Source organism: Prochlorococcus sp. MIT 1341 (assembly GCF_034092415.1).
Classification (GTDB): Bacteria; Cyanobacteriota; Cyanobacteriia; order PCC-6307; family Cyanobiaceae; genus AG-363-P08.
This window is the reverse complement of sequence record NZ_CP139304.1, coordinates 1103781-1129841: the sequence shown is the minus strand read 5'-3', so window position 1 is coordinate 1129841 and position 26061 is coordinate 1103781. Positions and strand designations below refer to the sequence as shown.

The window sequence follows — 26061 nt, the reverse complement described above, 5'->3', positions numbered from 1 at the left end:
GGTTCTTTCAGTGAGCTCAACCCCTATGGGGAGAATTGAGGATTACGGAATTGATCTACCGAATTGGTTACAAGATTGTATTAAGAAAATTCCTCCAAGGGTTGGACAATGCTGCCCTTTGGATTCTGAGGCCTTGTTGGCGGCAGCGTTTGACTTTGCTTTTCAGCTTCATGAGGGTCAATTTCGAGCCAGTGGAGAGCCTTATATAGTTCATCCAGTTGCAGTGGCTGATCTCCTTTGGGATATTGGATCAAGCCCATCAGTAATTGCTGCTGGTTTTTTGCATGATGTCGTTGAGGATACGGACGTTACTCCAGAGCAGTTAGAAGCATATTTTGGAATTGAAGTACGTGGCTTAGTGGAAGGAGTGACAAAACTAGGAGGAATTCACTTCACGAATCGGACAGAAGCTCAGGCTGAAAATCTTCGCAAAATGTTCTTGGCAATGGCAAGTGATATCAGGGTTGTTTTGGTGAAATTGGCAGATAGGCTCCATAACATGCGCACTATTTCTTCTCTTCAATCTGATAAGCAGCAGCGAATAGCACGTGAAACTAGAGAAATTTATGCTCACTTAGCTAATCGCTTAGGTATAGGTCGCTTCAAATGGGAATTGGAGGATTTGGCATTCAAATTGCTTGAACCTGATGATTTTCGTGAGATTCAACAACAAGTTTCTACTAAGCGCAGTGAGCGAGAAGATCGCTTGAAGGTAACTGTGAACTTGTTAAGTGATCGTTTGAGATCTATGGATCTTGGAAATTGCGAGATTAGTGGCCGGCCAAAACATCTTTATGGAATTTGGAGCAAGATGCAACGTCAACAAAAGGCATTTCATGAAATATTTGATGTTGCAGCTCTTCGCATACTTGCGCCCTCTGTAGAGGCTTGTTATCGAGCATTGGCGGTCGTTCATGATACTTTTCGCCCTATCCCAGGTCGTTTTAAGGATTACATTGGTTTACCTAAACCGAATGGCTATCAGTCGCTCCATACAGCTGTTATTGGTAGACATAGGCCAATTGAAGTTCAGATTCGGACTCCAGAAATGCATAGGGTTGCAGAGTTTGGCATTGCTGCGCATTGGAAGTATAAAGAGGGTGGATCGCCAGCTTCTGGAGATGCAGAGCGCTTTAATTGGTTACGTCAGTTAGTTGAGTGGCAACAAGAAGGAGGTAATGATGACCATAATGATTATCTGGCTTCAATCAAGGAAGATCTTTTTGATGAAGAGGTTTTTGTGTTTACTCCAAAAGGTGATGTTGTAGGCCTTCGAAAGGGATCAACTGCTGTAGATTTTGCTTATAGGATTCACTCGGAAGTTGGTAATCATTGCCATGGAACGAGGATTAATGATCGACTTTGTCCTTTATCAACACCCTTGCAAAATGGTGATTTTGTAAATGTATTAACGAGTAAAACGGCCCATCCAAGTTTGGATTGGCTGAATTTTGTTGCGACACCAACTGCTCGTAATCGTATACGGCAGTGGTACAAGAGAAGCCATCGAGATGAAACAATTCAAAGAGGAAAGGAGTTATTGGAGAGAGAGTTGGGACGAAATGGTTTTGACGCCTTACTTAGTAGTGAGGCAATGACCAGAGTGGCTGAGCGCTGTAATTTGCAAACCACAGATGATTTATTAGCTGCTTTAGGGTTTGGAGCCTTAACATTGCAGCAAGTTCTTAATCGATTGAGAGAGGAGGTACGTCTACAGAATTTAGTTCCTGACCATTTAGAAACTAATTACGATGTTGCACGAAGTATAGTTACCAAGAATGAGTTAAACCCCTCGAAGACGTCTCATAGAGAGGGTGAGCCAATTATAGGTATTGAAGGACTGGAATACCGTCTAGGTGGTTGTTGTAGTCCTCTCCCTGGAGAAGCAATTGTAGGAACTGTGGCTTTAGGTAACCACGGCATTACGATTCATCGTCAGGATTGCTCCAATGTGTCATCTACACCGAGTGAGAGGAGGTTACCTGTTCGTTGGAATCAGAGGACAGTCTATGAATCACAACGATTTCCAGTACAGTTACGAATCGAAGTCATTGATCGTGTAGGTATTCTAAAGGATATTTTGATGCGTTTATCAGATAGTGGGATTAATGTTAGTGATGCACGCGTAAAGACCGCATATGGCAAGCCAGCTTGTATTGATTTGCGGGTAGAATTGAAAAGTTCTTCCCAACTTTCTAAAACAGTTGAACAAATTAGATCAATGGCTGATGTCCTAGATATTGCACGTATTGGCTTGGGATAGATACGTTGTAGATTAAAAGTTTTGTTCAACTTCGCAATAAACAAATGATTGATCTTTTGATCAATCATTTGTTTATTCTTTTTCTAAGATTTGGATCAGAATTCTTAATTGGAATAGGCAAGAAATCAATCAGAGTGTCTGTTGATAAGCTTTGTAAGTACTTCCAATCAGTTATGGTTGCACTTCTTTTTATGCTTAGTTAGAGATGATAAGGGTCTTTTAAAGTAAATTATGGACAATAGGACTGTCTTTATCTTGATTAAGATTATACGCTGAATATCTATTTAGCACTTCGACTCAACTTCTTTAGGATGTGGTAGTAGATAGCCCCAGAAAGAGTTCCCGCAATACCTCCAACAATGAAAGAGCCTAAAATTACCCTAACAATAAAACTTAGACTTTGTGACCAAACTTCTTGTGAGTCGAGGTTGCTTATATTGGGAAAGTTTTCTTGTTTGCCTATAAGTGTTGATCCAACATAATAATTCATCCAATATAGAGGAAGATAAGTGAATGGATTGCTAATCCATGTTCCTATAGCTGCTAGGAGGTGGTTGCCTTTGATAACACTCGCAAGACTGATGCCTAAAAGTGTCTGTAATCCAAAGAATGGGAAACATCCGCTAAATACGCCTACTGCAAGTCCTTTTGCACGTTCGCCAGCAGAACCTTTATGGTGCCAGATCCATCTAAGTGACTTGGACAACTTTTTTTTTGGTTGCCGTAGGAATTTAATGTTAAGCAATCTCAGAGATACGATTGTTGAACGATGCAGACGATCGTAGAGAGTGAGTAGGGTTTCATGCCAATGTCTTCTTTATCAACCTTTGATCATGAAACTATTGCAGCTGTTGTAACTGCAGTAGCTCCCGCTCAAGGAGGGGTTGCCATTGTGAGGGTCTCTGGGCCAGATGCCGAGAGTGTTGTTAAGAATGTTGTTTCCATTCCCGGGACTCAGCTTTGGGAAAGTCATCGCATTCTTTATGGGTATGTATTGGGTGAAAGTCCTACAGAACGTTTGGATGAGGTTTTGATTTTAGTCATGAAGGCTCCGCGAAGTTTTACAGGTGAGGATGTTGTGGAGATTCATTGCCATGGAGGTTTGATATCTGTACAGCGTGTGTTGGGTCGGGTGCTTTCGCAACCAGGTATACGTAGGGCTATGGCTGGGGAGTTTAGTCAACGTGCTGTTCTAAACGGAAGACTAGATCTCACTAGTGCTGAGGCAATAAATGAACTTATTTCTGCTCGAAGTCGTAGAGCGGCTCAGTTAGCAATGAAGGGATTGGACGGAGGCATCCAGCGTCGTATAACGCTACTTAGAAAAAGGTTGTTAGATCAACTGAGTGAATTAGATGCACGTGTAGATTTTGAAGAGGATTTGCCGAAATTGGATAGTGCTTTGGTTCTCAATGAACTTCAAACAGTTTCTTTGGAATTAAGACAATTAATTCAAGACTCAGAAAGAGGTCTTGTGTTTCGAAAAGGACTTCGAGTTGCTTTAATTGGTCGCCCAAATGTTGGGAAAAGTTCTTTACTTAATCGATTAAGTGGCCATAACAAAGCAATTGTTTCTGACTTACCAGGTACAACAAGAGATCTATTAGAAAGCTCGTTGGATTTAAATGGTGTTCCAATTACTTTGATAGATACAGCAGGTATTCATGAAACAAAGGATTCATTAGAAAACCTTGGGATTGATCGTAGCTATGAAGTCTTGCTAGGAGCAGATGTTGTTTTGTTGGTATTTGATTTAGGGGTTGGTTGGACTAAGGCAGATTCTCAGTTATTAGAAAAGATTCCAGCTGATATCCCACGCCTTCTAATTGGTAACAAGGCGGATCTTTTGGATTCTGATAATCGGCACCATAGTTCTTCTTGTCATGAAGAAAGTTCTCCTAATGTGATTATGAGTTCTCTTACAGGAGCTGGTGAGGAGAATGTAATTCAAGCAATTTTAAAAGTTTGTGGTGCTACTGACACCGAAAATTTGATAATTTCGCTTAATGAACGACAACGGGATCTTGCATTAGCAGCTCTTGCAGCATTGGCCCGTGTTCAGGAGGTTGCGAATGAGAAGCTGCCGTGGGATTTTTGGACTATTGATTTGCGTGATGCAATTCATAGCTTGGGAGAGGTTTTGGGCGAGGAAGTAACGGAGGCTGTACTTGATCGAATCTTTTCACGGTTTTGTATCGGTAAATAAGATCAGCATTTTTCTTGGTTAGGTAGAGTTATGAATAGGCTTTAGCCAGAATTTATACTTGAATTTGCGTTTTGGATTTCGTCTCTCCATGGATTAATCGTCTTTTGGACACTTTCCTAGAGGAGGATCTAGGACGTGGTGATTTAACAGCTAGTGCAACTAATCAGGGTTATGGCAAAGCAAATTTAATAGCCAAGCAATCAGGAATCTTTTGTGGGGGACCTTTAGTTGAACGAGTGTTTCAGCGACTAGATGGTTTGGTTAACACTCGTCAGCTAGTTTTGGATGGAGAAACTATTGCAAGCGGACAAAAATTATTAGAACTAGAGGGACCTGCCATGAGTCTTTTAGCAGGAGAAAGAACAGCGTTAAACCTTGCGATGCATCTATCGGGTATAGCTACTGCTACAGCATCCTTAGTAGCAGAGTTGAATGGTACTTCTGTGAAGCTTGTAGACACTAGAAAGACTACGCCCGGATTGCGTGTATTGGAAAAATATGCGGTGCGTTGTGGAGGCGGTGTTAATCATCGTCTTGGTTTAGATGATGCTGCAATGCTGAAAGAAAACCATATCGCTTGGTCAGGAGGAATTGAAGCTGCAGTACGAGCTGTTAGGTCAACATTGCCTTGGCCATCTAGCTTGATTGTTGAAGCAGAGACTTCAATACAGGCAGAGGAAGCTGTTTGCCTTGGTGTTGATGGTGTACTACTTGATGAGTTTTCTCTTTCTGAGTTAAGGATTCTGGTTCCTCGACTTCGGGAGCTAGCGTCAGCACTTATGAAGGAGGGAGGACCTGGCCGGATTGTTCTTGAGGCATCGGGTGTTAACCCAACTACTTTGAAGGAATATGCATCTACAGGTGTTGACTTTATTTCGAGCAGTGCATCAATTACCAAAAGCACTTGGCTTGATTTCAGCTTGCGCTTTGAAAAGAATGTTTGATGTTGTTGCCTTGTGCTGTCACCTCTTTCTAGCGCCGATTCCAATTCTTTATTTCTAAAACGCTAATGCTTTCTATCTCTCATCAAATAGAAACCAGAATTCGAATGGCTCTGAAAAAGATTATTGCAGAGTCGGAATCCTCTGTAACGTCTAGCATTTCAGGTTTCTTGTTAGACCCTCAATTAGTGCCAGCCACAAAACCAGAGTTTGGAGATTTTCAGGTGAACTGTGCTTTAGCGTTGGCGAAACCCATGCGGAGACCTCCTCGTGAGATTGCTTTAGCAGTTAAAGAACAATTGGCGAATGATGATCAATTTTTAGAGTTGTGTGAATTACCTCAAATTGCTGGACCGGGTTTTATCAATATCACACTTAGGTCTCAATGTTTGATTTCTGAGTTTCAGGCTCGCTTGAAAGATGCAAGGTTAGGAGTGCCACTCGTTGATAGTGACAAGACGCTGAAAGACAATTTAAGGGTAGTAGTTGATTTCTCTAGCCCAAATATCGCTAAGGAAATGCATGTTGGACATTTACGCTCCACAATTATTGGAGATTGCTTGGCAAGGGTGCTTGAGTTTCGTGGTTATTCCGTATCTAGGCTTAATCACGTAGGTGATTGGGGAACGCAATTTGGGATGTTGATTACTCACCTTAAAAAGGTGGCGCCTTCAGCACTTGAGACTCCTGACGCAGTTGATCTGGGAAATTTGGTGACTTTTTACAGAGAGGCAAAGCATCGTTTTGATACGGACAAAGCTTTTCAAGAGGATTCACGTCAAGAGGTGGTGAAGCTTCAAATGGGGGATGAAATATCCTTGCAAGCGTGGTCTTTACTTTGTACGCAATCCCGTAAAGAATTTCAAAGTATTTATGATAGGTTGGATATACGTCTACATGAGCGTGGTGAATCTTTTTATAATCCCTATCTTCAAGAAGTCGTAGAGGATTTAGACAACCATGGTCTTTTAGTTGTAGATGATGGAGCAAAATGTGTCTTTCTAGAAGGATTAATTGGTAAAGATGGAAAGCCTTTACCTGTGATTGTGCAAAAGCGTGATGGGGGGTTTAATTATTCGACAACTGATTTAGCTGCCATTAGATTCCGTTTTCAGCCTATTCCGAAAGGTGATGGAGCTTGTCGTGTTATCTATGTAACAGATGTAGGTCAATCTAATCATTTTGCTGGTGTTTTTCAGGTCGCAAAGAGAGCTGGATGGATTCCTTCAAATAGGTCTGTTGAACATGTTCCTTTTGGCTTGGTTCAAGGTGAGGATGGTAAGAAACTTAAAACTCGTTCTGGAGACACAGTGCGCTTGAGGGATTTGTTGGATGAAGCAGTTGAGAGGGCTGAACAAGATCTTTGCAGACGTTTGAAAGTAGAGGGTCGGAATGAGGATGCTGCATTTATTAGCAAAGTTTCTTCGACAGTTGGACTTGCTGCAGTGAAGTATGCAGACTTGAGTCAAAACCGAATTACAAATTATCAGTTTAGTTTTGACAGAATGCTTTCTTTACAGGGAAACACAGCTCCATACCTTTTATACGCTTTGGTTCGAATTTCTGGAATTTATCGCAAGGGAGGGAAGTGTCGCATGACTTCTGAAGACCTCAAATTTTCTGAGCCTCAAGAATGGACATTGCTTCGAGAATTGCTCAAGTTTGATCAAGTTGTCGTTTTAGTTGAGAAGGAGTTGCTCCCTAATCGGCTTTGTAATTATTTATTTGAATTAAGTCAGATCTTTAATCGCTTTTATGACCAAGTTCCTGTATTGAAGGCAGAAGAGCATCAGCGAGTTTCTAGATTGGCACTGTGCCGTTTAACTGCCGATACTCTGCGATTGGGAATGTCTTTATTGGGAATTCCTACTTTGGAGCGAATGTGATGACTTCGAGTGATAAATCTTCTTTTCTTCATAGGCCTACGCCACGACTAGAAGTTGATAATTTGAATCCATATTCAGCACCACTCGAAGGCAGGAGACAGTTCTTAAGGTTGGATTTTAATGAGAATACACTTGGTCCAAGCCCAATTGTAGTAAATGCTCTTAGAGATATTCCGGCTAGTGAAATAGCTATTTATCCAGAGTATGGCGGTCTTAGAGAGGCTTTCATTGATAACCTTAGGCTTCAAGGTCTGAAGAATAGATTCTCTTTAAACCAAGTTGGCATTTTCAATGGAGTTGATGCTGCAATTCATGCCATTTTTCATGCTTATGGTGATCGTAGTACGGAGTTATTGACTACATCACCAACCTTTGGTTATTACGCCCCGTGTGCTCAAATGCAAGGTATGGATGTTCAATCGATTCCTTATGAGGGCGAAGATTTTCAATTTCCATTAAGAGTTATTCGTAAAACTCTTTTAGAAAGGAATCCAAGACTTTTGTTTATATGCAATCCAAATAATCCAACGGGAACAAGGTTGGCTCCAGAAAAACTGATTGATATGGCTGTTAACTCTCCAGGAACACTTGTTGTTGTTGATGAGCTCTATGAGGCATTTTCTGGAGATAGTGTCTTACCTAATGTCGATTTCAATATGGCACCTAATCTTTTGGTTTTACGGTCGCTTGCAAAGACTGCTGGTTTAGCAGGTTTGCGTATGGGTTTTGCAATTGGTTGTTCTGAAGTTATCGATTATGTAAGTCGCGTGACAGGGCCTTATGACATTAATAGCTTTGCTGTCACTGCTGCTTTTGCTGCATTGTCTGATCAAGCATATGTGGACTCATATGTTTCTCAAGTGCTACAGGCTCGTGATTGGATTAAGGGTCAATTAGTGAGTAGCCGTATAAAACATCATATCGACGGAGGTAATTATTTTCTCGTATGGCCAACAATTGATCCCCAAGAAATGTCAAATTCTTTGAAAGAATCAGGAATCCTTGTAAGAGAAATGAGTGGAAAACCTTTAATTGATGGATCCTTACGTGTAAGCATCGGCACTCAAAGTCAAATGGAACAATTTTGGGATGTTTTTTCCACCCTTAGTAAGATTGCAAACTAGCTAATAGCAAATTTCATTTTTGTTTGTTCGAGTTGGTGTTAGTCATTCCAGAATATTAATCACGATTGAATTGCTGAGCTTGTTTGAGATGGTTAGAGATTTACCTGGTTTGCTAATGGGAGTTCCTTTGATGGCATTTAAGAAGGGTGCAATGCCTTTTTGATCGCAGTTTTTCGGAGTAGAGCCCTTGGTGTATTGAACAGGTATCACATGTTTCGGCTGAAGTGCTTTTACTATTTTTGCTGCTTCAATCCCGTTATAGACCTTTGCTCCGCCACCCACTCCAATAATAAGAACATCTGGCTGTCCGAATAGGACTTTGATTTCACCTGTCAGAGGAGCAGCGCTGCCTCCGAGATGGGCAAATGTCAGTCCTCCCTGTCGCCATCTCCATAACGTGGCTTGACCAAATCGCCGACCGTTCAGCCGATCATGGGGTGCGGCGAACCCTTCCAGATTAAGGCCTTTTATTCGATAAGAGCCTGGCTCTACAAGGAGCTTTCCGTTCGCGACCTTAGCCCCTTCATCTGCCAATTTTGAACTAGCAAGAATTAGATCAACATCAAGTTTTGGTTCTTTTAGTCCTGCGGCACATCCAACGGCTTTGAAAGGATTTATTAGAACGGATTTCCCACTGCCAGTAATTAGTAATGCACTATGCCCGTAACTTTTAATGGTTACACCACTTGCCTCTACTGCGCTCAGTGTAGAAATCAGGATTCCAATCGTTGATATGATCGGGAGAACGAAAGATTGTGATATCCAGTTAAAGGGTTTCATCACGAATAATGGATTAGCAAGAAAGTTAGCAGTCTTTGGAGTTGCTCTCAGCCATGACTAAAAAGTTGCTTAGTAGTTGATGACCAGCTTCGCTTAGAACACTTTCAGGATGGAACTGAACCCCTTGAAGATGAGAAAACTTACGATGACGCAAACCCATAATCGTTTTGTCTTTTAACCAAGCCGTAACTTCAAGGCACGAGGGGAGACTAGACCTGTCAACAATCAAGCTGTGATATCTGGTAGCAGTCAGTGGTTGTGGTAGATCAGTAAATATCCCTTCACCTGTATGGATGACTTTGGAGGTTTTTCCGTGCATAAGTTCATTTGCCCTAATTATTTTGCCTCCATACGCTTGGGCTAAAGCTTGATGACCAAGGCAGACTCCAAGAATAGGTATAGATGGAGCTAGCTTTTTAAGGATTTCAAGGCAAATGCCGGACTGATTTGGATCGCCAGGCCCAGGTGAGAGAACTATTGCTGATGGCTTTAGATCTTTAATTTGATTGAGTTCAATCGCGTCATTACGCTCTACACGCAAATTTTTTGCAATAGGGTGTTTTGAGGCCAGTTCTCCCAAGTATTGGACAAGGTTGAAGGTAAAGCTGTCATAGTTATCGATTACAAGAAGCATCGGCTATACGTAGTTAGGAACCCAGGTGGATTAGCAAGGGTGGAACAAGGATAAGGAAGGCTATTAGCAAAGCACTTATCGAGGCAACTAAAACAGCTGCTGCTGCACAGTCCTTTGCAATCTTTGCGAGTCGATGAAATTGTCGACCTATTGATAGATCTACCACAGCTTCAATAGCAGTGTTTATTAATTCAAGAATTAGAACAGATGAAATTGTAAGAACAAGTATTGCTGATTTTATTAAGCTTAACTTCAGCCAGAATATTAATCCTAAAACTATAGTGCTAATTAATATATGGATCCGGAAATTTCTTTGGGTTCCATAGGTATAGACTAGGCCTTGGAGAGCATATTTAAAACTCGATGGAAGATCTCCTGCAATTTTCCAGGAATCTCTTTTAGTGTTTTTGAGTCTTTGGCTGGTTGAAGAAATGCGTTCTTCTTTTACTGAATCTGTCTTTTCATTGATCATTGGTTTTCCCTTGAATGGAATTGATTTGGCGATCAGCATCGCTTCTGATATTTAGAAGTTTTTCTTGGCAAATCAACATTTCCTTTAATTGCTTGTCGTTTGAGTGTTCCCAACCCAAAAGATGAAGGAGACCATGACTGACAAGCCACCGTAGTTCTTCATCTAATGAGTGTTCATGTGTCAAGGCTTGAATACTTGCTTTTTCGACAGACACTATGATGTCACCTAGTTCAATGCATGTGTCTTTTGGGATGACAAATGTATTGTCCAGGACTGGAAAAGAAAGGACATCAGTCGTTTCTTTCTTGTCTCTCCAAGCCTCATTTATTTCGGTAATTGTTGAGTCATCTGTCATTTCAAGACCAAGGCTGAATGATAAGCTATCTCTAATAAATTCAGGGCATTTTATATGTTTATTTCTTTGAATAAAAGAGATCCAACGAATTAACTCATCATGCCAAAAAGTCGAATTTTCTAGTCCTCTATTGCTATTTACACTTGCACTCTCAGATATTAGCTCCTTGGAAGTAACTGTAAATGCTAGGTCCAACTCTAACCGTTTTAACATTGTCTTGTAAGTTCTGAAATTAATGAGGTAAGGTTGGGCGTCCTAGAAACGCTATGATTAAAATAAAAATAATAAAACCAATTGCTGTCAAGCCAAAGTGGAATATACTTTGCCTCCCTTTCTTCACCATATTTCTCATTGCCAGTTTGATAAAACTTGGAGGAGTAACTTTTTTCATTTTTTGATTTTCTGTAGATTCTTTAATGTTCATAAGATTTTAGTTACTCTATTAAGTTCTTCTCAAGATCTTCTACTCCTTGGCGAAGTAGGCCTTGGATGAAATTGTCTAGGTCTCCATCCATAACACTTTGCACATCTGTCGTTTCTTCTTCTGTGCGCAAGTCTTTGACCATTTGATATGGATGAAAGACATAATTTCTAATTTGGTTCCCCCAGGCAGCTTCAACAATATCTCCACGGATATCTGCTATTTCAGCGGCACGTTGTTCTTGTGCAATCACAAGAAGCTTTGCTTTTAAAAGTGCCATTGCTTTTTCTTTATTTTGCAATTGGGATCTTTCTTGAGTACATCGAACGGCAAGTCCTGTAGGGATGTGGAGAATACGAACAGCTGTCTCAACTTTATTTACATTTTGACCACCTGCACCTCCTGAGCGGCTTGTAGTTACTTCTAAATCTTTTTCAGGTATATCTAGTTCAACTTCTTGATCCAATTTGGGCATTACCTCAATACCTGCAAAGCTGGTTTGCCGTTTATCGTTAGCGTTGAATGGAGAGATTCTTACAAGGCGATGTGTACCTTTCTCATTTTGTAGATAGCCATACGCATAACGTCCTTCAATTTCAATTGTAGCGCTTTTGATACCTGCTTCTTCTCCTTCTGAAATTTCATCGATGGTTACTTTCATGGCATGATCTTCTGCCCATCTGGTGTACATCCTTAAAAGCATTTGTGCCCAGTCTTGAGCATCAGTTCCACCAGCCCCTGCATTGATTGACAAAATAGCCCCTTCCTGATCGTAAGGACCACTGAGCAGTCTTTCTAATTCCCATCTATCCAAGTCATTGCAAAGTTTTTTAAGACCTATTTGAGATTCTTCTAGGATCTCTTCATCAGGCTCTAATTCATATAACTCTAGAGTCGCCTTTGCATCCTTAATTGCATTGTTCCAAGTTACAAGAAGATTCAATTGTGCTTTGACTTCGTCCAAAAGCCGCATCTTTTTTTGTGCGTTTTGTTGATCATCCCAAAACCCTGCTTGAGAGGCTAATTTTTCAAGGTCTTTTTGCTGTGCGGTAAGAGCGGGGACGTCAAAGACAGTCCTGGGCTTTGCCCAGGCGCTCAGTGAGGAGTGAGAGGTCTCGTTTGAAGTCTGTTAGATCTTGCAATGGTTTAGGACGGTAGCGGATAATTTAGTCTTGAAGTTATCAGTACAACGACTGAGAATCACAATTCATAGGATGATTAAGAATGTTTTTTTCATTATGAACAAGGTTGAGATCTATACATGGCAATCTTGCCCATTTTGTATACGGGCGAAAATGTTGCTTGAAAGAAAGGGAGTGAGATATGAGGAGTATTCCATTGATGGCGATAATGAAGCAAGAACTCGTATGGCGAACAGGGCAGGTGGCAGAACTACTGTTCCTCAGATATTTATCGAGGGAAAGCCAGTTGGTGGATGTGATGATTTATATGCATTGGAAAGTACAAAACAGTTGGATGTTTTGCTTGGTTTAGTGGGTTGATTTTATGCGACACCTATTTGTACTGGACCCTATCCCGCTAATCAACCCCTCTAAGGATTCCTCAGTTGCTCTTATGCAGGCGGCTCATAGAGCTTCAATAGGGGTCTGGGTTTGTACAACTTCAGATCTTCAGGCTCAAGCTTCCACTTCTTGGGCTATTGCTTCTCATGTCATTCCTGAGCCTTGGTTGCAGCAAGGCGAGCCAGAGGCTTGTCAGTTGATTGATTTTGACTGCATTTGGATGCGAAAGGATCCACCTGTTGATGCTGCATATCTTTATGCAACCCATTTGTTAGAACTCGCTGAGCGTGATGGAGTTCGAGTCGTCAATAAACCTAGTTCTCTAAGAGCATGGAATGAAAAGTTAGGTGCATTGCGTTTCAGTTCATTCATGGCCCCTACTTTTGTAGGTAGTCGAGTAACTGCTCTAGCATCATTTGCTCGTGAACAGGGCGAGGTTGTACTTAAACCGTTAGGAGGTAAAGCAGGGCAAGGTGTAATTCGCGTGGCAAAGTCAGCCCCAGGTTTGGAGGCTTTGCTTGAGTTGGTCACGGATCAGGAACGCTTGCCAGTTATGATCCAGCGTTTTCTTCCTGCAGTGCTTAATGGAGACAAGCGAATCCTTTTAGTAGATGGGAAGCCTTTAGGAGCAGTTAATCGGCGACCTAAACGGGGAGATTTCCGTAGCAATCTTGCAGTTGGAGGAACTCCAGAGGCAACAGAGCTCAGTTCAGTTGAAAATGAGATTTGTGAACAGATTGCTCCAGCTTTAAGAGAAAATGGACTTTTTTTTGTTGGTATAGATGTGATTGATGGGATCCTTAGCGAGATTAATGTGACTAGCCCTACAGGAATCAGGGAAGTAGAGAGACTTATGGGAATTCCACTTGCAGATCAAGTCATCGATTGCCTTTTGAACTCTTTGTCGTGAGGATCACATTGCACTGCCGCTAGTTGGTCAGCAAGAACAGTTAGTTTCAGTCCAACCTCTTCGAGTTCTTTTTCTGCTATTGATCCTTTTACCAGTCCAGCTCCAGCAGTTAGTTCTAACAAGTTTCCTTTCACTGTTCCGCATCTTATCGCCACTCTTAATTCGGTTTCTCCTTCACTATCAATCCACCCTATAGGTGCAGCGTAGTTCCCTCTTTCAAAGGGTTCTAATGTCCTCAACCAGGATATGGCTTCTTTGCGAGGTAATCCTGCTACAGCTGGAGTTGGGTGTAATTTTTCGGCCAGCAATAATGCTCTTTGATTGTTAGATATAGCCTTGATCGGAGTATGAAGATGTACTAGTTTCCCAAATTTTGCCAAGCATGGTTTGTTTGGCCTTTTTGGCTCTAGGCCTTCATTAATGAGTTGCTGAGTTATTTCATTTACAACTAGTTCGTGTTCCAACCTATCTTTGTTTGATTTGAGAAGAAGAGAACCATTGTCATTGCGACTAGCAGTTCCTGCTAAAGCATCGCAGTAGAAGTGGCCTTTTTTTAGGCTTAGGAGTTTTTCAGGTGAGGCTCCAAAAAACGCTTCGCCAAATTTTCTTTGCCAGAGAAATCTACAACTTCCATTTTGTTGCTTTCTAAGACGAGATAACAGTTGCAAAGGATCTAAGGATTCTTTGAGTTGTATGGATTGCCTCACAGCCAGTACTAGCTTGTTGAGTTGTCCATTTTCTACTAATTCAATGCCTTTACTTAAGGCTGGCATGTAGCTGTTTTGCCAGTCTTTTGAGTTTTGGTAATGAGCCAGGCTATAGGTATTGGTAGTGATTGTTTTTTTGTGATTGCTCATTAGAGCTTCTTTCATTATCCAAAGATGTTCAGCAAGCTCTCTTGCATCTGCTTCATGAGTGACTATTCCGTTAAGGCGTAACCACGCACTTTCTCCTTGCCGACTTATTTGCCATTTGGGCAGCACAGCTTGCATTGCTGGGATGTTTTCATGGCTCTGCAGTCTTTCCATTGCTTGTTTAAAGAATGAAAAAGCCAAGAGGATCCTTGGTCTAGCTAGAGGATATGTATTAGGGGATGCATTTGTTAGTTTCCCAAAAGTTGCATCGCTAAAACGTTGTGCTAATTCAAAACGTTTAGGACCAGCAAGCTCTATTTTTTGGCAATATCCTGCAGCTGCAAGACTTAGATCTTTAGCTTCATCCCAAAGGAAGCGAAACTGATGTTCTTCAGCTATTACGGGTAATAGTTCCAGTGGGTCTGCATTTTTGATCGGTAAGGCAATGCTTAGAACACCTTCATCACCTTTCTTGTCGCACCAACCTATGGATGATGCGTTCATGATTTCGCTGAAGCTTGGATCAGCTTTCATCCTTCAGTGCAGATTTACTGCAGGGGCTGCTCAAATGTATAAACCGTCACGTGGGTAAAAGGGGGATTGATTACATGCAAGACCATAAGGCTGTTGTATCCCTTCATGCGTTGAAGTCAGAAAAAGTTCGCCTTTGGAGGGCTGCAATTAAGTGGCCTTTGTACTCTGTTGCTGTGATGCCAGTACTTTTGGCGGCTGGTTGGCGCTTCGGGGCAGGTGATTTTGTCCGAATTGATCATTTGTTTGGATTTCTGCTTGCTTCGGTCCTTTTATTGCTTTGGGAAAACTTAACTAATGATCTTTTTGATGATGAAACAGGTGTAGATGAATTTGCTAAACCGCATTCGGTCGTAAAACTTCTAGGTGAAAGAGGGATGGTTGGGCGTCTGGCTTATTGCGCACTGCTTTTAGGTTTGCTCATTATTTTCACTTTGGCATGGAGAAGTAGCTTCGCAGTATTTGGACTGGTTTTGTTTAGTTGCTTTTTGGGATATCTTTATCAAGGCCCCCCCTTTCGATTGGGTTATAAAGGGCTAGGGGAGCCTCTTTGTTGGCTTGCATTCGGACCCTTTGCTACTGCAGCGGCATTACTAGTTTTAGCTCCTATCTCAATCAATGAATCGGTAGTGCCGTGGGCGTTATCTCTCGGATTGGGATCGGGACCTGCTCTTGCAACAACTCTTGTTTTGTTTTGTTCGCATTTTCATCAGGTTGATGAAGATGCTGCTCATGGTAAAAGATCACCTTTGGTTCGTTTGGGTACAAGGCGTGCGGCGAGACTTGTTCCATGGTTTTTGTTTGCAATATTTGCTGTGGAATTGCTGCCAGTCTTTTTGGGCAAATGGCCTATTACTTCTTTGTTAGGGTTTTTGGGATTGCCTTCAGGAATTAAATTAATACGCTTATTACATGCCTATCACGATCAACCTGAGAAGATAAGTGGATGTAAGTTTTTAGCATTGAGATTTCAGGCTCTTAATGGTTTGGGTTTAAGTATTGGCTTTGCTTTGGCTCGTTTTTTTGAGTTTGGCTTACTAAGAATTGGTTGACCTATTTGTGGATTTAAGATTTCATTTCAAGCCTTATTCATTTCGGTTGCTGAGACCTTTACAAACTTCACATGGCATTCTTCACAAAAGAAGTGGTTGGTTAATTCGTATACAGGATTCTTTGGGGAGATGTGGCTGGGGAGAGGTTTCACCATTGGGTTTAGATGACTTCAAGGAATGTTTTGATTTGTTTGATGTTCTACAGAGCAAAATGACTCGAAGAAGTTTGGAAGATTTTTTAATGCAGGCTCCAAGTGCATTTGCCTTTGGAATCGGCGCGGCATTAGGAGAGCTTGATGGTTTATTTGATTACCCTTCAGATTGGTTAGAAGCTCCAGAGTCTGCATTCCTTTTATCTAAAGGTCATCAGGCTTTGTTAGATGTTGAGGTATTTCTTAAACACTATTCTCAACAAACAAATTCTCTCACTTTTAAATGGAAGGTTGGAGTTGAATCAGTGGATGAGGAGCTTTCTATTTTGGATAAGTTGCTAGACATTCTTCCCGAAAATATTCGTTTGAGACTGGATGCCAATGGTGGTTGGAATAGAGCTATTGCAAAGAATTGGGCTAATCACTTGCGACATGAAGAAAGGTTGGAATGGTTTGAACAACCTTTGCCAGTTAATGACTTGGAGGGCTTAATTAATTTGGCTACATATGTCCCTGTTGCGCTCGATGAGTCTTTGTTAGCAGATACGTCTTTACGGGAATCGTGGTTTGGTTGGCAGGTACGAAGACCAGTTATTGATGGTGATCCTCGCCCCTTATTAAATGATTTAAAACGGGGTAGGTCTCATAGAATGATTAGTACTGCATTTGAGACAGGTATTGGCCGTAGATGGGTGAATCATTTGGCGGCTATACAACACAATGGCCCTACTCCTACCGCTCCAGGCCTTGCACCTGGTTGGTTCCCGCAAGACAAATTGTTTAGCGATAATCCTGAGATTGTTTGGCAAGCAATATGAGTAATTTAGTTCTACTTGAATGTAATCCAAAGCATATAAACCTCTGTATTGAGAAGCTTTTTAAAGAGCTTAAAAATGGTTCTTGGGTTCATTTGTTGCCATACCCCGCTACTAACCGCTTGATTACCAGGGATTGTTTACCTTTAGGCCCTGGTGTCGTAGTGGCGAGTGGTGGTAGCTCTGGTTCTAGGAAGTATTGTTTGCAGCCTTGTAGGCATTTAGATCGCTCAGCTAACGCTACCGCAAGCTGGCTTGGCGATCTGGGAATCAATCCTAAAGACTGTGTGATTTTTAATCCTTTGCCCCTTCACCATGTCAGTGGCTTAATGCCATTGTGGAGGAGTAAATCTTGGGGAGTTAAATACGTCTCGCTTTCGCGAGAATTAATGCATGATCCAGCTTTGCTGGAAGAGTTTTGTCGCGTTGAAGAAAAGGACTCTTTAAAACCTCGTCTTCTTTCTTTGGTCCCTACCCAGTTGGCACGCTTGATGTCTGACCCCTTTGGGATGAAGTGGTTAAAACGATTTTCTGTTATATGGGTAGGGGGGGATAAGCTTTCGAAAAGTTTGGAAGAATTAGCGAGATTGGAAGGGTTGCTTCTAGCTCCCTGTTATGGATCTACTGAGACTGCGGCTATGGTAACTGCACTTTCCCCGAAGGATTTTTTGGCAGGTAAAACAGGTTGTGGGAGTCCTTTGAGTGATGTTGAGTTACGTTTGTCGAATGATGGGACTTTATTGATACGTACTTCCAGGTTGGCAATTAGCAGTTTTACAGAGCATGGTGTGCAGAAACCCTGTTCTATTGATGGATGGTGGCGATCCGCTGATAAAGCTCAGTTGGAAGAGTTTACTAATAAGGTAAGTTTGAAGATCATTGGGCGAATAGATTTTGCTGTTCACTCTGGAGGTGAAACTGTTTTTCCAGAGCAATTGGAGCAACGATTATTTAAACTTGTAAGAGAAGCAAGTTTGCCAATTGAAAACTTGTTGCTTTTGCCCAAAAAAGATGATGAGTGGGGACATAGGTTGGCAGGATTGGTGCGCTTGAATCAAGAGCAATGTTCCTATACACCTAAAGTGTTGTTCCAAAAGTTGTTTGGACTTATCGAAGATTGGTTGCCTGCAGAGAAACCTACTGCTTGGTATCTATGCCCGAGTCTTTCTCGTACCGAAGCTGGCAAATGGGATCGAGCTAAATGGATGATCTGGTTACGTGAGAACTCTTAATAGGGTTGGTTACCTTGGGTTGAGTTTTTTAGAGGTGTTTTCAAGAGCTTTTCTTTTTTTAATTTCAAGTCGGAGTTGGCCCATGGTTTACATACGAGGCTTCTAACCACTTTTGAATCTTGTCAGGCATTTCTATGCGTTGACGAGTGTCAGGATGGATAGCCATATGTCGAATCAATCCAATAGCCAAAGTCTTTCCCTGCATATTGAAAGTCGTTGTTATTTCAAAACTGTTTGGGTTTAATTGCATGGGTTTGATTATGACGATTAACTCATCACCTGTATAGATTGGACCTCTAAAGCTGGCTTGGCAGTGAACTACGGGCAAGCCAACTGGGTGAATATCTTCACCCAGTTGAGATGACGGGAAGATCTCATTACTTTGTATTCCGTAAGTTTCAAGGCTTTCTTCCCATGCTTCATGACACCACCGTAGTAGCTGATGAAAGTGCATGACTCCTGCGGCGTCGGTATCACCAAATCGTGCAGTTCGTTTTAAAACAAGCCAGGTTTCGGGGTTTTGCTTCAACACTGACTTCCTTAGCGGTCAACCGACCCCATGATTACGTCAATAGAACCAAGAATGGCCATAATATCTGCGACTTTTGCTCCTTTAAGGATGTGAGGCAAAATTTGCAAATTATTGAGGTCTGCGGCACGGATCTTGAACCGCCAAGGTGTTACGTCATTGTTTCCTTGTAAGAAAACCCCGATTTCTCCTTTACCAGACTCAAGGCGGGTGTATAGCTCCCCATTTGGAATTTTAAATGTGGGAGCAACTTTCTTAGCAATGTATTGGTAGTCAAAGCCCGCAAATAAACTTTTTTTGCCTTCTAACATCTTTTTGGCTTCTAGGTTTTCAGTTGGCCCACCAGGGATCATTTCGGAAGCTTGTTGGAGAATTTTCAGTGATTGGCGCATCTCTGCAATTCTTACTCGATATCTTGCATAACAATCTCCTTCCTTCTCCCAGGGGACATCCCATTCAAAATCGTCATAGCATTCGTAATGATCTACCTTCCTTAAATCCCAGGGTATGCCAGAGGCTCTTAGCATTGGGCCAGAAAGACTCCAGTTAATAGCTTCCTCTTTGGTTATTGTTCCTAACCCTTCGATCCTTTTGCGGAAAATTGGATTATTAGTAATTAACTTTTCATATTCATCAATTTTCGGGCCAAACCAATTGCAAAAGTCTTTGCATTTTTCAAGCCATCCCCAAGGCAAATCACTTGCAACACCCCCTATTCGGAAATAGTTGTTATTTATTAATCTTTGCCCAGTAGCTGCTTCCCATAAGTCATAAATCATTTCTCGCTCTCTAAAAATATAAAAGAATGGGGTTTGAGCTCCAACATCAGCAAGAAAAGGGCCAAGCCAAAGGAGATGGTTAGCTATTCGGTTGAGCTCAAGCATTAAGACACGTATATAACTTGCTCGCTTGGGAACAGAAATATTTGCTAAGCGCTCTGGCGCATTAACAACAATTGCTTCATAAAACATCCCAGCGGCATAGTCCATTCGACTCACATAGGGAACGAACATTACATTTGTTCTGTTCTCAGCAATTTTTTCCATTCCTCGATGGAGGTATCCAATGACAGGTTCACAGTCCAGAACATCTTCGCCGTCCAGGGTAACTACCAGGCGAAGGACTCCATGCATTGATGGGTGATGGGGCCCGAAGTTCACGACCATGGGTTCTGTTCGCGTTTCAAGCTGCGTCATGGCCCTTTGGATTGAGGAGCTATTGCAAGATATTAGGAAGAACTCATGCCAGAAAACTTATCTTCGTCTTATTCGGCATTTCAACACCTTCCTGTCTTAGGTGATGAGATCATGGAAATCATTTCCAAATTGCCTTTAAAACTCTTTGAAGACAGTCTTTTAATAGATTCCACACTTGGAGGTGGAGGCCATTCTGAACTTCTTTTAAGGGCTTATCCCACATTGCGTTTGGTGGGGCTTGATCAAGATCCTGCAGCGCGGGTTGCTGCTGCTGAGCGTTTAAGACCTTTTGCGGACCGTGTCGAAATAGTTGCAACAAATTTTGCTGACTTTATGCCAACCGAGAAGGCTGCAATTGTTCTTGCTGATTTGGGTGTAAGTAGCCCACAGTTGGATAGTGCTGAAAGAGGATTTAGTTTTAAACGTAATGGGCCATTAGATATGCGAATGAACCCTGAAACGTTATTAACTGCAGCCGATTTGATCGATCAGGTCAGTGAAAAAGAACTTGCAGATATTATTTACTCATACGGAGAGGAGCGCCTATCTCGAAGAATTGCTAGGCGCATTAAAAAAGATCTTCAGTTGCATGGTCAATATGATGGAACTGCAGCATTGGCATATTCAGTTGCTGGTTGCTTTCCAAAAAAAATTCGTCATGGTCGAATTCATCCAGCTACGAAAACTTTTCAGGCTTTGCGAATAGCTGTTAATGATGAATTAAAGACTCTTGATCGTTTTCTAAGCAAAATCCCTGACTGGCTTGTTGAAGGTGGATTAGCTTGTGTCATTAGTTTTCACTCATTAGAAGATAGACCTGTCAAGAAGGTGTTTCGGGAGGATGATCGTTTCGACCCATTAATGCGTAAGCCACTGAAAGCAAGCAAAGATGAGGTTGCTATTAACCCTCGCAGTAGGTCCGCAAAGTGCAGGATGGCAAGAAGAGTTAATTGTGTCTCATAGTGACCTTAATTATGCAAGGTGATTTTAAGATTGTTCTCGCCTTCAAGAAGATTTTGTTTTATTAATTTCTTAGTTCATATATGACTTTACTAATTTCCATGGAAGCTCTATTTATTTCTTCCAAGGTGGTATCTCTGCCTAGACTTAATCTTAATGAAGCTTCAGCTTCTTTTTTAGTTCTTCCAAGAGCTATAAGGACATGAGATGGTAAACCCCTTGTGCATGCTGAACCGCTACTGCAGCTAACAAAACGTCTAAGTGCTCGATGTAATTGACTTCCACTTACACCAGTTACAGTGAAATTTAGATTATTTGGCAGGCGGTTTTCTAAACAACCATTTAGTAATAAATCAGGAGTACCTCTTTTCAAATTCTCCCAAAGTTGGTTTCTTAGCATTTTTAATCTATTTGATCTTTCGTTTAGGCCACTCATTGCAAGCTCAGCTGCCTTTGCTAATCCAATGATTAAAGGTACAGGAAGTGTTCCAGGCCTAATACCATTTTCTTGACCCCCTCCCCAATGCAATGGCTCTAAGATAATTTCTTGATTCATTACTAAGGCTCCTATGCCTTTGGGCCCATAAATTTTGTGAGCACTTAAACACATCAAGTCAGGTCCACTGAAATGTGAATGTGTTTTGAGATTGCCAAAAGCTTGAGAAATATCGCTATGGAAAGTAATACCTTTTTTTTGACAAATCTCAGCAATTTCTTGTGTATTTTGGATTACCCCTATCTCATTATTTGCCACCATAATACTAACGATCAAGGTTTCTTTTTTACAAGCTTGAATAAGCTTATCTAGCTTTAGAAGTCCATCAGGCTCTGGTTGAATTTCAGTTAATTCAAACCCTTCTGCTTGGAGTTGCCGCATTGGATCTAGAACGGCATGATGTTCTGTCCTAAGTGTAATTAAGTGTCCTTTTTTTTTCAGCAATTTTGCTTTTGCTCGCGCGTGCCCTAATAGTGCAAGATTATTTGCTTCAGTTGCCCCGCTTGTGAAAATGATTTGTTTAGGGTTGACATTGAACCAGGATGCTAGTTTTTCTCTAGCTAGATTCACTGCTGCAGCTGCTTTTAGTCCTTCTCGGTGTTGTTTGCTTGATGCATTCCCCCATTGGTCTGACCAAAATGGGGCCATGGCTTCAATTACTTCACATGCGCAGGGGGTTGTCGCTTGAAAGTCCAGGTGGATAGGAAAGTTTTCTGCGGTTTGTTTTTTCAGGTTTGAAAGCATGATTGGGACATCCCTTGTCTGGAATCGTTTACGCGGTGTGATCGTGGTTGGATGTTTTTATTTGGTGTGTTTCGGAGGGATAGCAGTAGAGGCTTTTGAAGTATCTCGCCAAAAGAGTTCTAGTGAAAAGATGAAGAAGTTAAGACCTCCTAATCTTGTTGTATTAATCAAGAAACCAGATCTAGGAGGTGATTATGTATTGGGGATGTATGAAGTGGAGATAGATAAGAGAGATCAAAGCCTGCGTCGATTTAAGCTTTGGGAGGAATGGCCTTATAACCTTAAAGTCCGACGTGAATCAGTTAGGTGTAATTCCGAAGGTCCATTACGAGTTAAGCGTGATTCTAAGTCAATTTATGTGCGTCGCCTAAACCCTGGGGGACTTATTACGCCAGTAAATAGAGAAGACCATTTGGTTTGGTGGGCTGCTTGTGTTCCTGAGATGGCAGGTGTAGATCCATCAACATTGAAGAAAAAGGCCCTCTCATTAGGGTTTTCAACGTTTTTAGTTGAAAAACAAGAAGTCTTGAGAATTCCAAAAAGGTGAGGTATAGGAAGCAGTACTAACTTCCCAAGCTAAACGCTTCTAGATTCACCTTATGAATTTATGAAAAATCAGAATGATTGATTCACCTACTGAGAATTCTGAGGCTATAAAGCCAAGTCGATTATTGCTTGTTGATGATGAACCAGGCTTACGAACAGCTGTACAGGCATATTTACAAGATGAAGGCTTTGAAGTGACTACCGCTGTGGATGGTGAGGAAGGTTGGCAGAAGGCTCAGCAAATGCTTCCTGATCTTGTGATTAGTGATGTGATGATGCCTAGATGTGATGGCTATGAGTTGTTGAAACGCTTGCGGGATGATGAACGTCTTGGAGGAACACCAGTCATTTTCCTTACAGCAAAGGGAATGACAATTGATCGAACCCAAGGTTATCAAGCTGGTGTTGATGATTACATACCAAAACCTTTTGATCCGGAAGAATTAGTTGCACGTGTTCGCAATGTTGTGAGGAGACAAGATCGATTACTTGCGGAAGCAGCGCGTTTCGCAGATGCCGATGTTGGTCAAATGGCAAAGCAAATCACAGAAATCAAATCTTTACTTTCTAAAGGAGATGCTTCTAGCAGTAAGGGAGGGGTGATTCATAACTTTACACCTCGAGAAGCAAGTGTCTTACAATTAGTAGCAGAAGGTTTGATGAATAAGGAGATAGCAAGGCAGCTTGAAACATCAATTCGGAATGTAGAAAAGTATGTGAGCCGCTTGTTTAACAAGACTGGAACTTCAAGTCGTACGGAGTTAGTTCGTTATGCTCTTGAAAAGAATTTGGTTGATTAAAAAAACTGCGAGATAAAAATTTTTCTTCTTTTATATACCCCAATCTAACGACCATTGAAAGGGCTAAAATTATTAATTAAATAACATTTAGCAACTGTTAAATTGGATTGATTAAGCCTTTTTGAATTCAATAAGCTTAGAGAAATAAAATGGAGCTGTATTTAATTTTGTACGCTTTACGTTAAAACCACAACGATTTGCCATTTTTGTGATTCCTTTCTCGCGCAGGGTATAAGCTCTTGTTGTTTTGCTTGGGCCAGGAAATAGTTGACCTATTTTTTTTAGTGTGGCAAGAAAAAGTGTATATGGTGCAAAACTAATAATTAGCCTTTCTTCTGTAAGAGAACAAAGATGCCGAACCATTTCTTCAGCAGCTTCCTGTGGATAATGTATTAGTACATCGAGGCAAATGACTGTATGGAAATTTCCCGAAAGGCTTTCAAGATCTGATTTTTTGAAATTGATTTTCTTGAGGTCTATTCCTTCCAGGGTTGCACGCTTTTTGGTTTCTTCAATCATTGCTTGTGAAATATCGCTGGCATAGATGTGGCCAGCTCCCATCAATGCGAGTGGAAGAGACAAGCTGCCAACTCCGCAACCTGCGTCACAGAAGCTTACTTCATTTAGTTTTTCAGTTTTTTGTAGCCAAGACAGAACATCGTCAACTGTTTTTTGGTGACCTATTCGTATATTCCGCTGAACTCTATTTACATCATTGCTTTCACTGTAAATGCGATTCCATCTTTCAAAGCCCATTTCGTTGAAGTATTTAGCGACTTCTTTTTTTTCAGCTTCCTTGAGCTTGTTTAGTTGTTCGTTGCTCATAGATTCATTGGTGGTCAAAAGTAAATTACGCAGCTTGTTGCCAATTCAATGCGCAATTAGCGTTTTTCTGTCGCCAACGTAGAAGTCTACTCAAGGATTGGCCTATAAGAAGTTTAGATATTGACATTTCACCCCATATAACTTCTCTAGGAGCAATTGTGGCTGACCAAATTGCAGCGGAAGGGTTGTGAATCCAACTTGCAAGATTTTTGCAGCCCTCTAGCAGGGACAATCTTGTCCCTGCTAGAGGGCCATTTTTGATGAAGCATGTGCCTTCACGAATTATTAATTCTTTTTCTCCCCAGAAGTAGTTGGAATTTTCTAATCCATAGGCGGGGAGAGCGTCACTTACAAGAACTAATTTTCGTGGGGCCAGTTTGTGCAACATTGATGCTATTAAGGGATTTATGTGTACTCCATCTGCAATAAGTCCTAAGGCAATATTTCCATGTTCAATAGCAGCTCCTATAGGACCAGGTTCTCGATGGTGAAGCCCTTTCATCGCATTGAAAGTATGGGTGATCATGGTGATCCCATTATTGAAGGCTATTTCGGCATCAGTTTTATTAGCTTCTGAGTGCCCCAGACAACTAATTATTTTTTTTGAATGTAATTGCTTTATTACATCTTTCGCTCCTGGTAGCTCAGGTGCAAGGGTCATCATTTGGATTTCTTTTTCAAAACCTTGAATTCTCTTTTCCAGTTCTTGAAGGTTTGGAGAGGAGATATCCCTTTCAGGGTGTGCTCCAATCCGTCTTTTAGAAATGAAGGGCCCTTCGAGATGGGCACCTAATAATTTGCAGCGATTTGGAGAGTGTTGTTCTCTTGCTTTTTGTAAAATAGCTAGAGATGTGCGTAATTGATTCGTCTCACAGGTTATTAATGTTGGACATATGAATTCGATTCCATCTTGCCAAAGCATATCAAGCAGCTTTAGTAGGTTTGGAAGTTGTTTTTCGGTTAGTTGATTGAAGCTAATACCCATTCCTCCATTGATTTGAAGGTCTATACCCATAGGGCTCAGAAAGTCTTTTTCCCAGTTTTCACCTTCGATTTCATGCTCTTCGTTTGACATAGGTTGAATCTGAATTATCTTGTTTTCGCTATTTAGGCCAATCCACCACAGGGAGTTCAGAGAGGAGTTCCTGCTGCCTTCTGGAAGTTTGACATTGATGATCCGACGCATTGGAATAAAGGTATTGGATCTAATGCGAGAGAATTACATTCTCTTCATTATGAATACATAGTGCCCTTTTCAAGTCTGTCTGTGTCTTCTGAAGTTGTTGAACTAAATCCCCGGGTTGCCATCTTGATGGGTAGCGATTCTGATTTGTCTACTTTGAAGCCGGCTGTGGATATTTTGAACAGTTTTGGCGTCAATTGTGAGATAAGAGTCCTTTCAGCACATCGGACGCCCTTAGAGATGGTGGCTTTTGCAAATGATGCGAAGGCCCTTGGCTTCAAGGTAATTATTGCTGGTGCTGGAGGTGCGGCTCATTTGCCTGGGATGATTGCTTCATTGACCTCTTTGCCGGTGATCGGTGTACCAGTTCAGACTAAGTCTCTTCAAGGCGTAGATTCTATGCTTTCAATTTTGCAGATGCCTGCAGGCATTCCTGTCGCCACGGTTGCTATTGGTGGGGGTTTGAATGCAGGTTTGTTGGCTATTCAGATCCTTTCTACATTTGATTCTAATTTGGAGAAAAAACTATTTGCATATCGTCAATCGATGCATGATCAAGTGATCGCAAAAGATCACAGGCTATCAGAATTGGGAGTCTTAGATTACCTGAAGCAAATGTAGGTTAAATGTT

The 26061-nt window shown here is 41.4% G+C and carries 27 protein-coding genes; 14 read left to right on the top strand and 13 right to left on the bottom strand.

What is annotated here, in order from left to right:
- Window positions 1-25: 25 nt before the first annotated feature.
- Window positions 26-2263 carry a RelA/SpoT family protein gene (locus SOI84_RS05785; RefSeq protein WP_414153626.1) on the top strand — a complete coding sequence of 746 codons (2238 nt, stop codon included), beginning with the start codon at window positions 26-28 and terminating at the stop codon, window positions 2261-2263.
- Between the two features lie 280 nt (window positions 2264-2543).
- On the opposite strand, the gene SOI84_RS05780 is transcribed toward SOI84_RS05785, so the two are convergent.
- Complete coding sequence (locus SOI84_RS05780) at window positions 2544-2969, bottom strand: DUF2062 domain-containing protein (RefSeq protein ID WP_320673620.1); 426 nt, start codon at window positions 2967-2969, stop codon at window positions 2544-2546.
- A 102-nt stretch (window positions 2970-3071) separates the two neighbouring features.
- Here SOI84_RS05780 and mnmE point away from each other — a divergent pair, with 102 nt between their 5' ends.
- The 4 genes from mnmE to SOI84_RS05760 all read left to right on the top strand — a co-directional run bounded on the left by mnmE (window position 3072) and on the right by SOI84_RS05760 (window position 8420).
- Window positions 3072-4469, top strand: a complete 1398-nt coding sequence (gene mnmE / locus SOI84_RS05775) for a tRNA uridine-5-carboxymethylaminomethyl(34) synthesis GTPase MnmE (protein ID WP_320673619.1) — start codon at window positions 3072-3074, stop codon at window positions 4467-4469.
- A 71-nt stretch (window positions 4470-4540) separates the two neighbouring features.
- Window positions 4541-5413, top strand: a complete 873-nt coding sequence (gene nadC, locus SOI84_RS05770; RefSeq protein ID WP_320673618.1) for a carboxylating nicotinate-nucleotide diphosphorylase — start codon at window positions 4541-4543, stop codon at window positions 5411-5413.
- A gap of 65 nt (window positions 5414-5478) precedes the next feature.
- Entirely contained in the window at window positions 5479-7296 is a 1818-nt protein-coding gene (gene argS / locus SOI84_RS05765) for an arginine--tRNA ligase (RefSeq protein WP_320673617.1), read from the top strand.
- Window positions 7296-8420 carry a histidinol-phosphate transaminase gene (locus tag SOI84_RS05760; protein ID WP_320673616.1) on the top strand — a complete coding sequence of 375 codons (1125 nt, stop codon included), beginning with the start codon at window positions 7296-7298 and terminating at the stop codon, window positions 8418-8420. Before argS ends, SOI84_RS05760 begins: the two co-directional genes overlap by 1 nt.
- A gap of 42 nt (window positions 8421-8462) precedes the next feature.
- On the opposite strand, the gene SOI84_RS05755 is transcribed toward SOI84_RS05760, so the two are convergent.
- The 6 genes from SOI84_RS05755 to prfB all read right to left on the bottom strand — a co-directional run bounded on the left by SOI84_RS05755 (window position 8463) and on the right by prfB (window position 12224).
- Complete coding sequence (locus tag SOI84_RS05755) at window positions 8463-9200, bottom strand: MBL fold metallo-hydrolase (protein WP_320675377.1); 738 nt, start codon at window positions 9198-9200, stop codon at window positions 8463-8465.
- A gap of 25 nt (window positions 9201-9225) precedes the next feature.
- Window positions 9226-9834 carry an aminodeoxychorismate/anthranilate synthase component II gene (locus SOI84_RS05750; protein ID WP_320673615.1) on the bottom strand — a complete coding sequence of 203 codons (609 nt, stop codon included), beginning with the start codon at window positions 9832-9834 and terminating at the stop codon, window positions 9226-9228.
- A gap of 13 nt (window positions 9835-9847) precedes the next feature.
- Window positions 9848-10306 carry a diacylglycerol kinase family protein gene (locus tag SOI84_RS05745; RefSeq protein WP_320673614.1) on the bottom strand — a complete coding sequence of 153 codons (459 nt, stop codon included), beginning with the start codon at window positions 10304-10306 and terminating at the stop codon, window positions 9848-9850.
- The gene (ybeY, locus tag SOI84_RS05740) at window positions 10296-10874 is read right to left on the bottom strand and encodes an rRNA maturation RNase YbeY (protein WP_320673613.1); all 579 of its coding nucleotides are present in this window, start codon (window positions 10872-10874) and stop codon (window positions 10296-10298) included. Before ybeY ends, SOI84_RS05745 begins: the two co-directional genes overlap by 11 nt.
- Window positions 10875-10893: 19 nt before the next feature.
- Window positions 10894-11085: a DUF3285 domain-containing protein gene (locus SOI84_RS05735; protein ID WP_320673612.1), complete on the bottom strand. Its 192-nt coding sequence runs from the start codon at window positions 11083-11085 to the stop codon at window positions 10894-10896.
- Window positions 11086-11095: 10 nt separating this feature from the next.
- Window positions 11096-12224 (bottom strand): peptide chain release factor 2 gene (prfB, locus tag SOI84_RS05730; RefSeq protein WP_320673611.1). Its coding sequence is split into 2 segments (ribosomal slippage): window positions 11096-12148 and window positions 12150-12224, totalling 1128 coding nucleotides; the frame shifts between segments, so codons are not numbered across the junction.
- 96 nt (window positions 12225-12320) lie between these two features.
- Between prfB and grxC the strand changes: the two genes are divergently transcribed.
- Window positions 12321-12584: a glutaredoxin 3 gene (gene grxC / locus SOI84_RS05725; RefSeq protein ID WP_320673610.1), complete on the top strand. Its 264-nt coding sequence runs from the start codon at window positions 12321-12323 to the stop codon at window positions 12582-12584.
- Window positions 12585-12588: 4 nt separating this feature from the next.
- Window positions 12589-13515 (top strand): glutathione synthase, encoded by a 927-nt coding sequence (gshB, locus tag SOI84_RS05720; protein ID WP_320673609.1) that lies wholly within the window; start codon window positions 12589-12591, stop codon window positions 13513-13515.
- Here the strand turns inward: gshB and SOI84_RS05715 are convergent.
- Entirely contained in the window at window positions 13479-14873 is a 1395-nt protein-coding gene (locus SOI84_RS05715) for an isochorismate synthase (protein WP_320673608.1), read from the bottom strand. The genes gshB and SOI84_RS05715 overlap by 37 nt on opposite strands.
- A 104-nt stretch (window positions 14874-14977) precedes the next feature.
- Between SOI84_RS05715 and menA the strand changes: the two genes are divergently transcribed.
- Genes menA through SOI84_RS05700 form a run of 3 tightly spaced genes read left to right on the top strand, consistent with a single transcriptional unit; the run spans window position 14978 to window position 18151 of the window.
- Window positions 14978-15952 carry a 2-carboxy-1,4-naphthoquinone phytyltransferase gene (gene menA, locus SOI84_RS05710; protein ID WP_320675376.1) on the top strand — a complete coding sequence of 325 codons (975 nt, stop codon included), beginning with the start codon at window positions 14978-14980 and terminating at the stop codon, window positions 15950-15952.
- Between the two features lie 7 nt (window positions 15953-15959).
- Window positions 15960-16922, top strand: coding sequence for an o-succinylbenzoate synthase (gene menC, locus SOI84_RS05705; protein ID WP_320675375.1), 963 nt, complete (start codon window positions 15960-15962; stop codon window positions 16920-16922).
- Window positions 16919-18151 carry an AMP-binding protein gene (locus tag SOI84_RS05700; protein ID WP_320673607.1) on the top strand — a complete coding sequence of 411 codons (1233 nt, stop codon included), beginning with the start codon at window positions 16919-16921 and terminating at the stop codon, window positions 18149-18151. The genes menC and SOI84_RS05700 overlap by 4 nt, the downstream gene beginning before the upstream one ends.
- Window positions 18152-18215: 64 nt before the next feature.
- Here the strand turns inward: SOI84_RS05700 and SOI84_RS05695 are convergent, their stop codons facing one another.
- Both SOI84_RS05695 and SOI84_RS05690 read right to left on the bottom strand, forming a co-directional pair.
- Window positions 18216-18680, bottom strand: coding sequence for an acyl-CoA thioesterase (locus SOI84_RS05695; RefSeq protein ID WP_320675374.1), 465 nt, complete (start codon window positions 18678-18680; stop codon window positions 18216-18218).
- An 11-nt stretch (window positions 18681-18691) separates the two neighbouring features.
- Window positions 18692-19876 carry an NAD(P)H-quinone oxidoreductase subunit H gene (locus SOI84_RS05690; protein ID WP_320673606.1) on the bottom strand — a complete coding sequence of 395 codons (1185 nt, stop codon included), beginning with the start codon at window positions 19874-19876 and terminating at the stop codon, window positions 18692-18694.
- 45 nt (window positions 19877-19921) lie between these two features.
- Here SOI84_RS05690 and rsmH point away from each other — a divergent pair, with 45 nt between their 5' ends.
- Complete coding sequence (rsmH, locus tag SOI84_RS05685; protein WP_320673605.1) at window positions 19922-20839, top strand: 16S rRNA (cytosine(1402)-N(4))-methyltransferase RsmH; 918 nt, start codon at window positions 19922-19924, stop codon at window positions 20837-20839.
- Window positions 20840-20900: 61 nt separating this feature from the next.
- Here rsmH and SOI84_RS05680 read toward each other — a convergent pair whose 3' ends face one another.
- The gene (locus tag SOI84_RS05680; protein ID WP_320673604.1) at window positions 20901-22076 is read right to left on the bottom strand and encodes a cysteine desulfurase family protein; all 1176 of its coding nucleotides are present in this window, start codon (window positions 22074-22076) and stop codon (window positions 20901-20903) included.
- Here SOI84_RS05680 and SOI84_RS05675 point away from each other — a divergent pair.
- A complete protein-coding gene (locus tag SOI84_RS05675) occupies window positions 22075-22623 on the top strand; it encodes a hypothetical protein (protein WP_320673603.1) in 549 nt (182 codons plus the stop codon). The two genes, SOI84_RS05680 and SOI84_RS05675, sit on opposite strands and share 2 nt — an antisense overlap.
- Window positions 22624-22696: 73 nt before the next feature.
- Complete coding sequence (locus tag SOI84_RS05670; RefSeq protein WP_320673602.1) at window positions 22697-23422, top strand: response regulator transcription factor; 726 nt, start codon at window positions 22697-22699, stop codon at window positions 23420-23422.
- Between the two features lie 111 nt (window positions 23423-23533).
- Here SOI84_RS05670 and bchM read toward each other — a convergent pair whose 3' ends face one another.
- A complete protein-coding gene (gene bchM, locus SOI84_RS05665) occupies window positions 23534-24247 on the bottom strand; it encodes a magnesium protoporphyrin IX methyltransferase (protein WP_320673601.1) in 714 nt (237 codons plus the stop codon).
- Between the two features lie 25 nt (window positions 24248-24272).
- A complete protein-coding gene (gene nagA / locus SOI84_RS05660; RefSeq protein ID WP_320673600.1) occupies window positions 24273-25433 on the bottom strand; it encodes an N-acetylglucosamine-6-phosphate deacetylase in 1161 nt (386 codons plus the stop codon).
- A 75-nt stretch (window positions 25434-25508) separates the two neighbouring features.
- Between nagA and purE the strand changes: the two genes are divergently transcribed.
- Window positions 25509-26051, top strand: coding sequence for a 5-(carboxyamino)imidazole ribonucleotide mutase (gene purE / locus SOI84_RS05655; RefSeq protein ID WP_414153625.1), 543 nt, complete (start codon window positions 25509-25511; stop codon window positions 26049-26051).
- The last annotated feature ends 10 nt before the right edge of the window (window positions 26052-26061 follow it).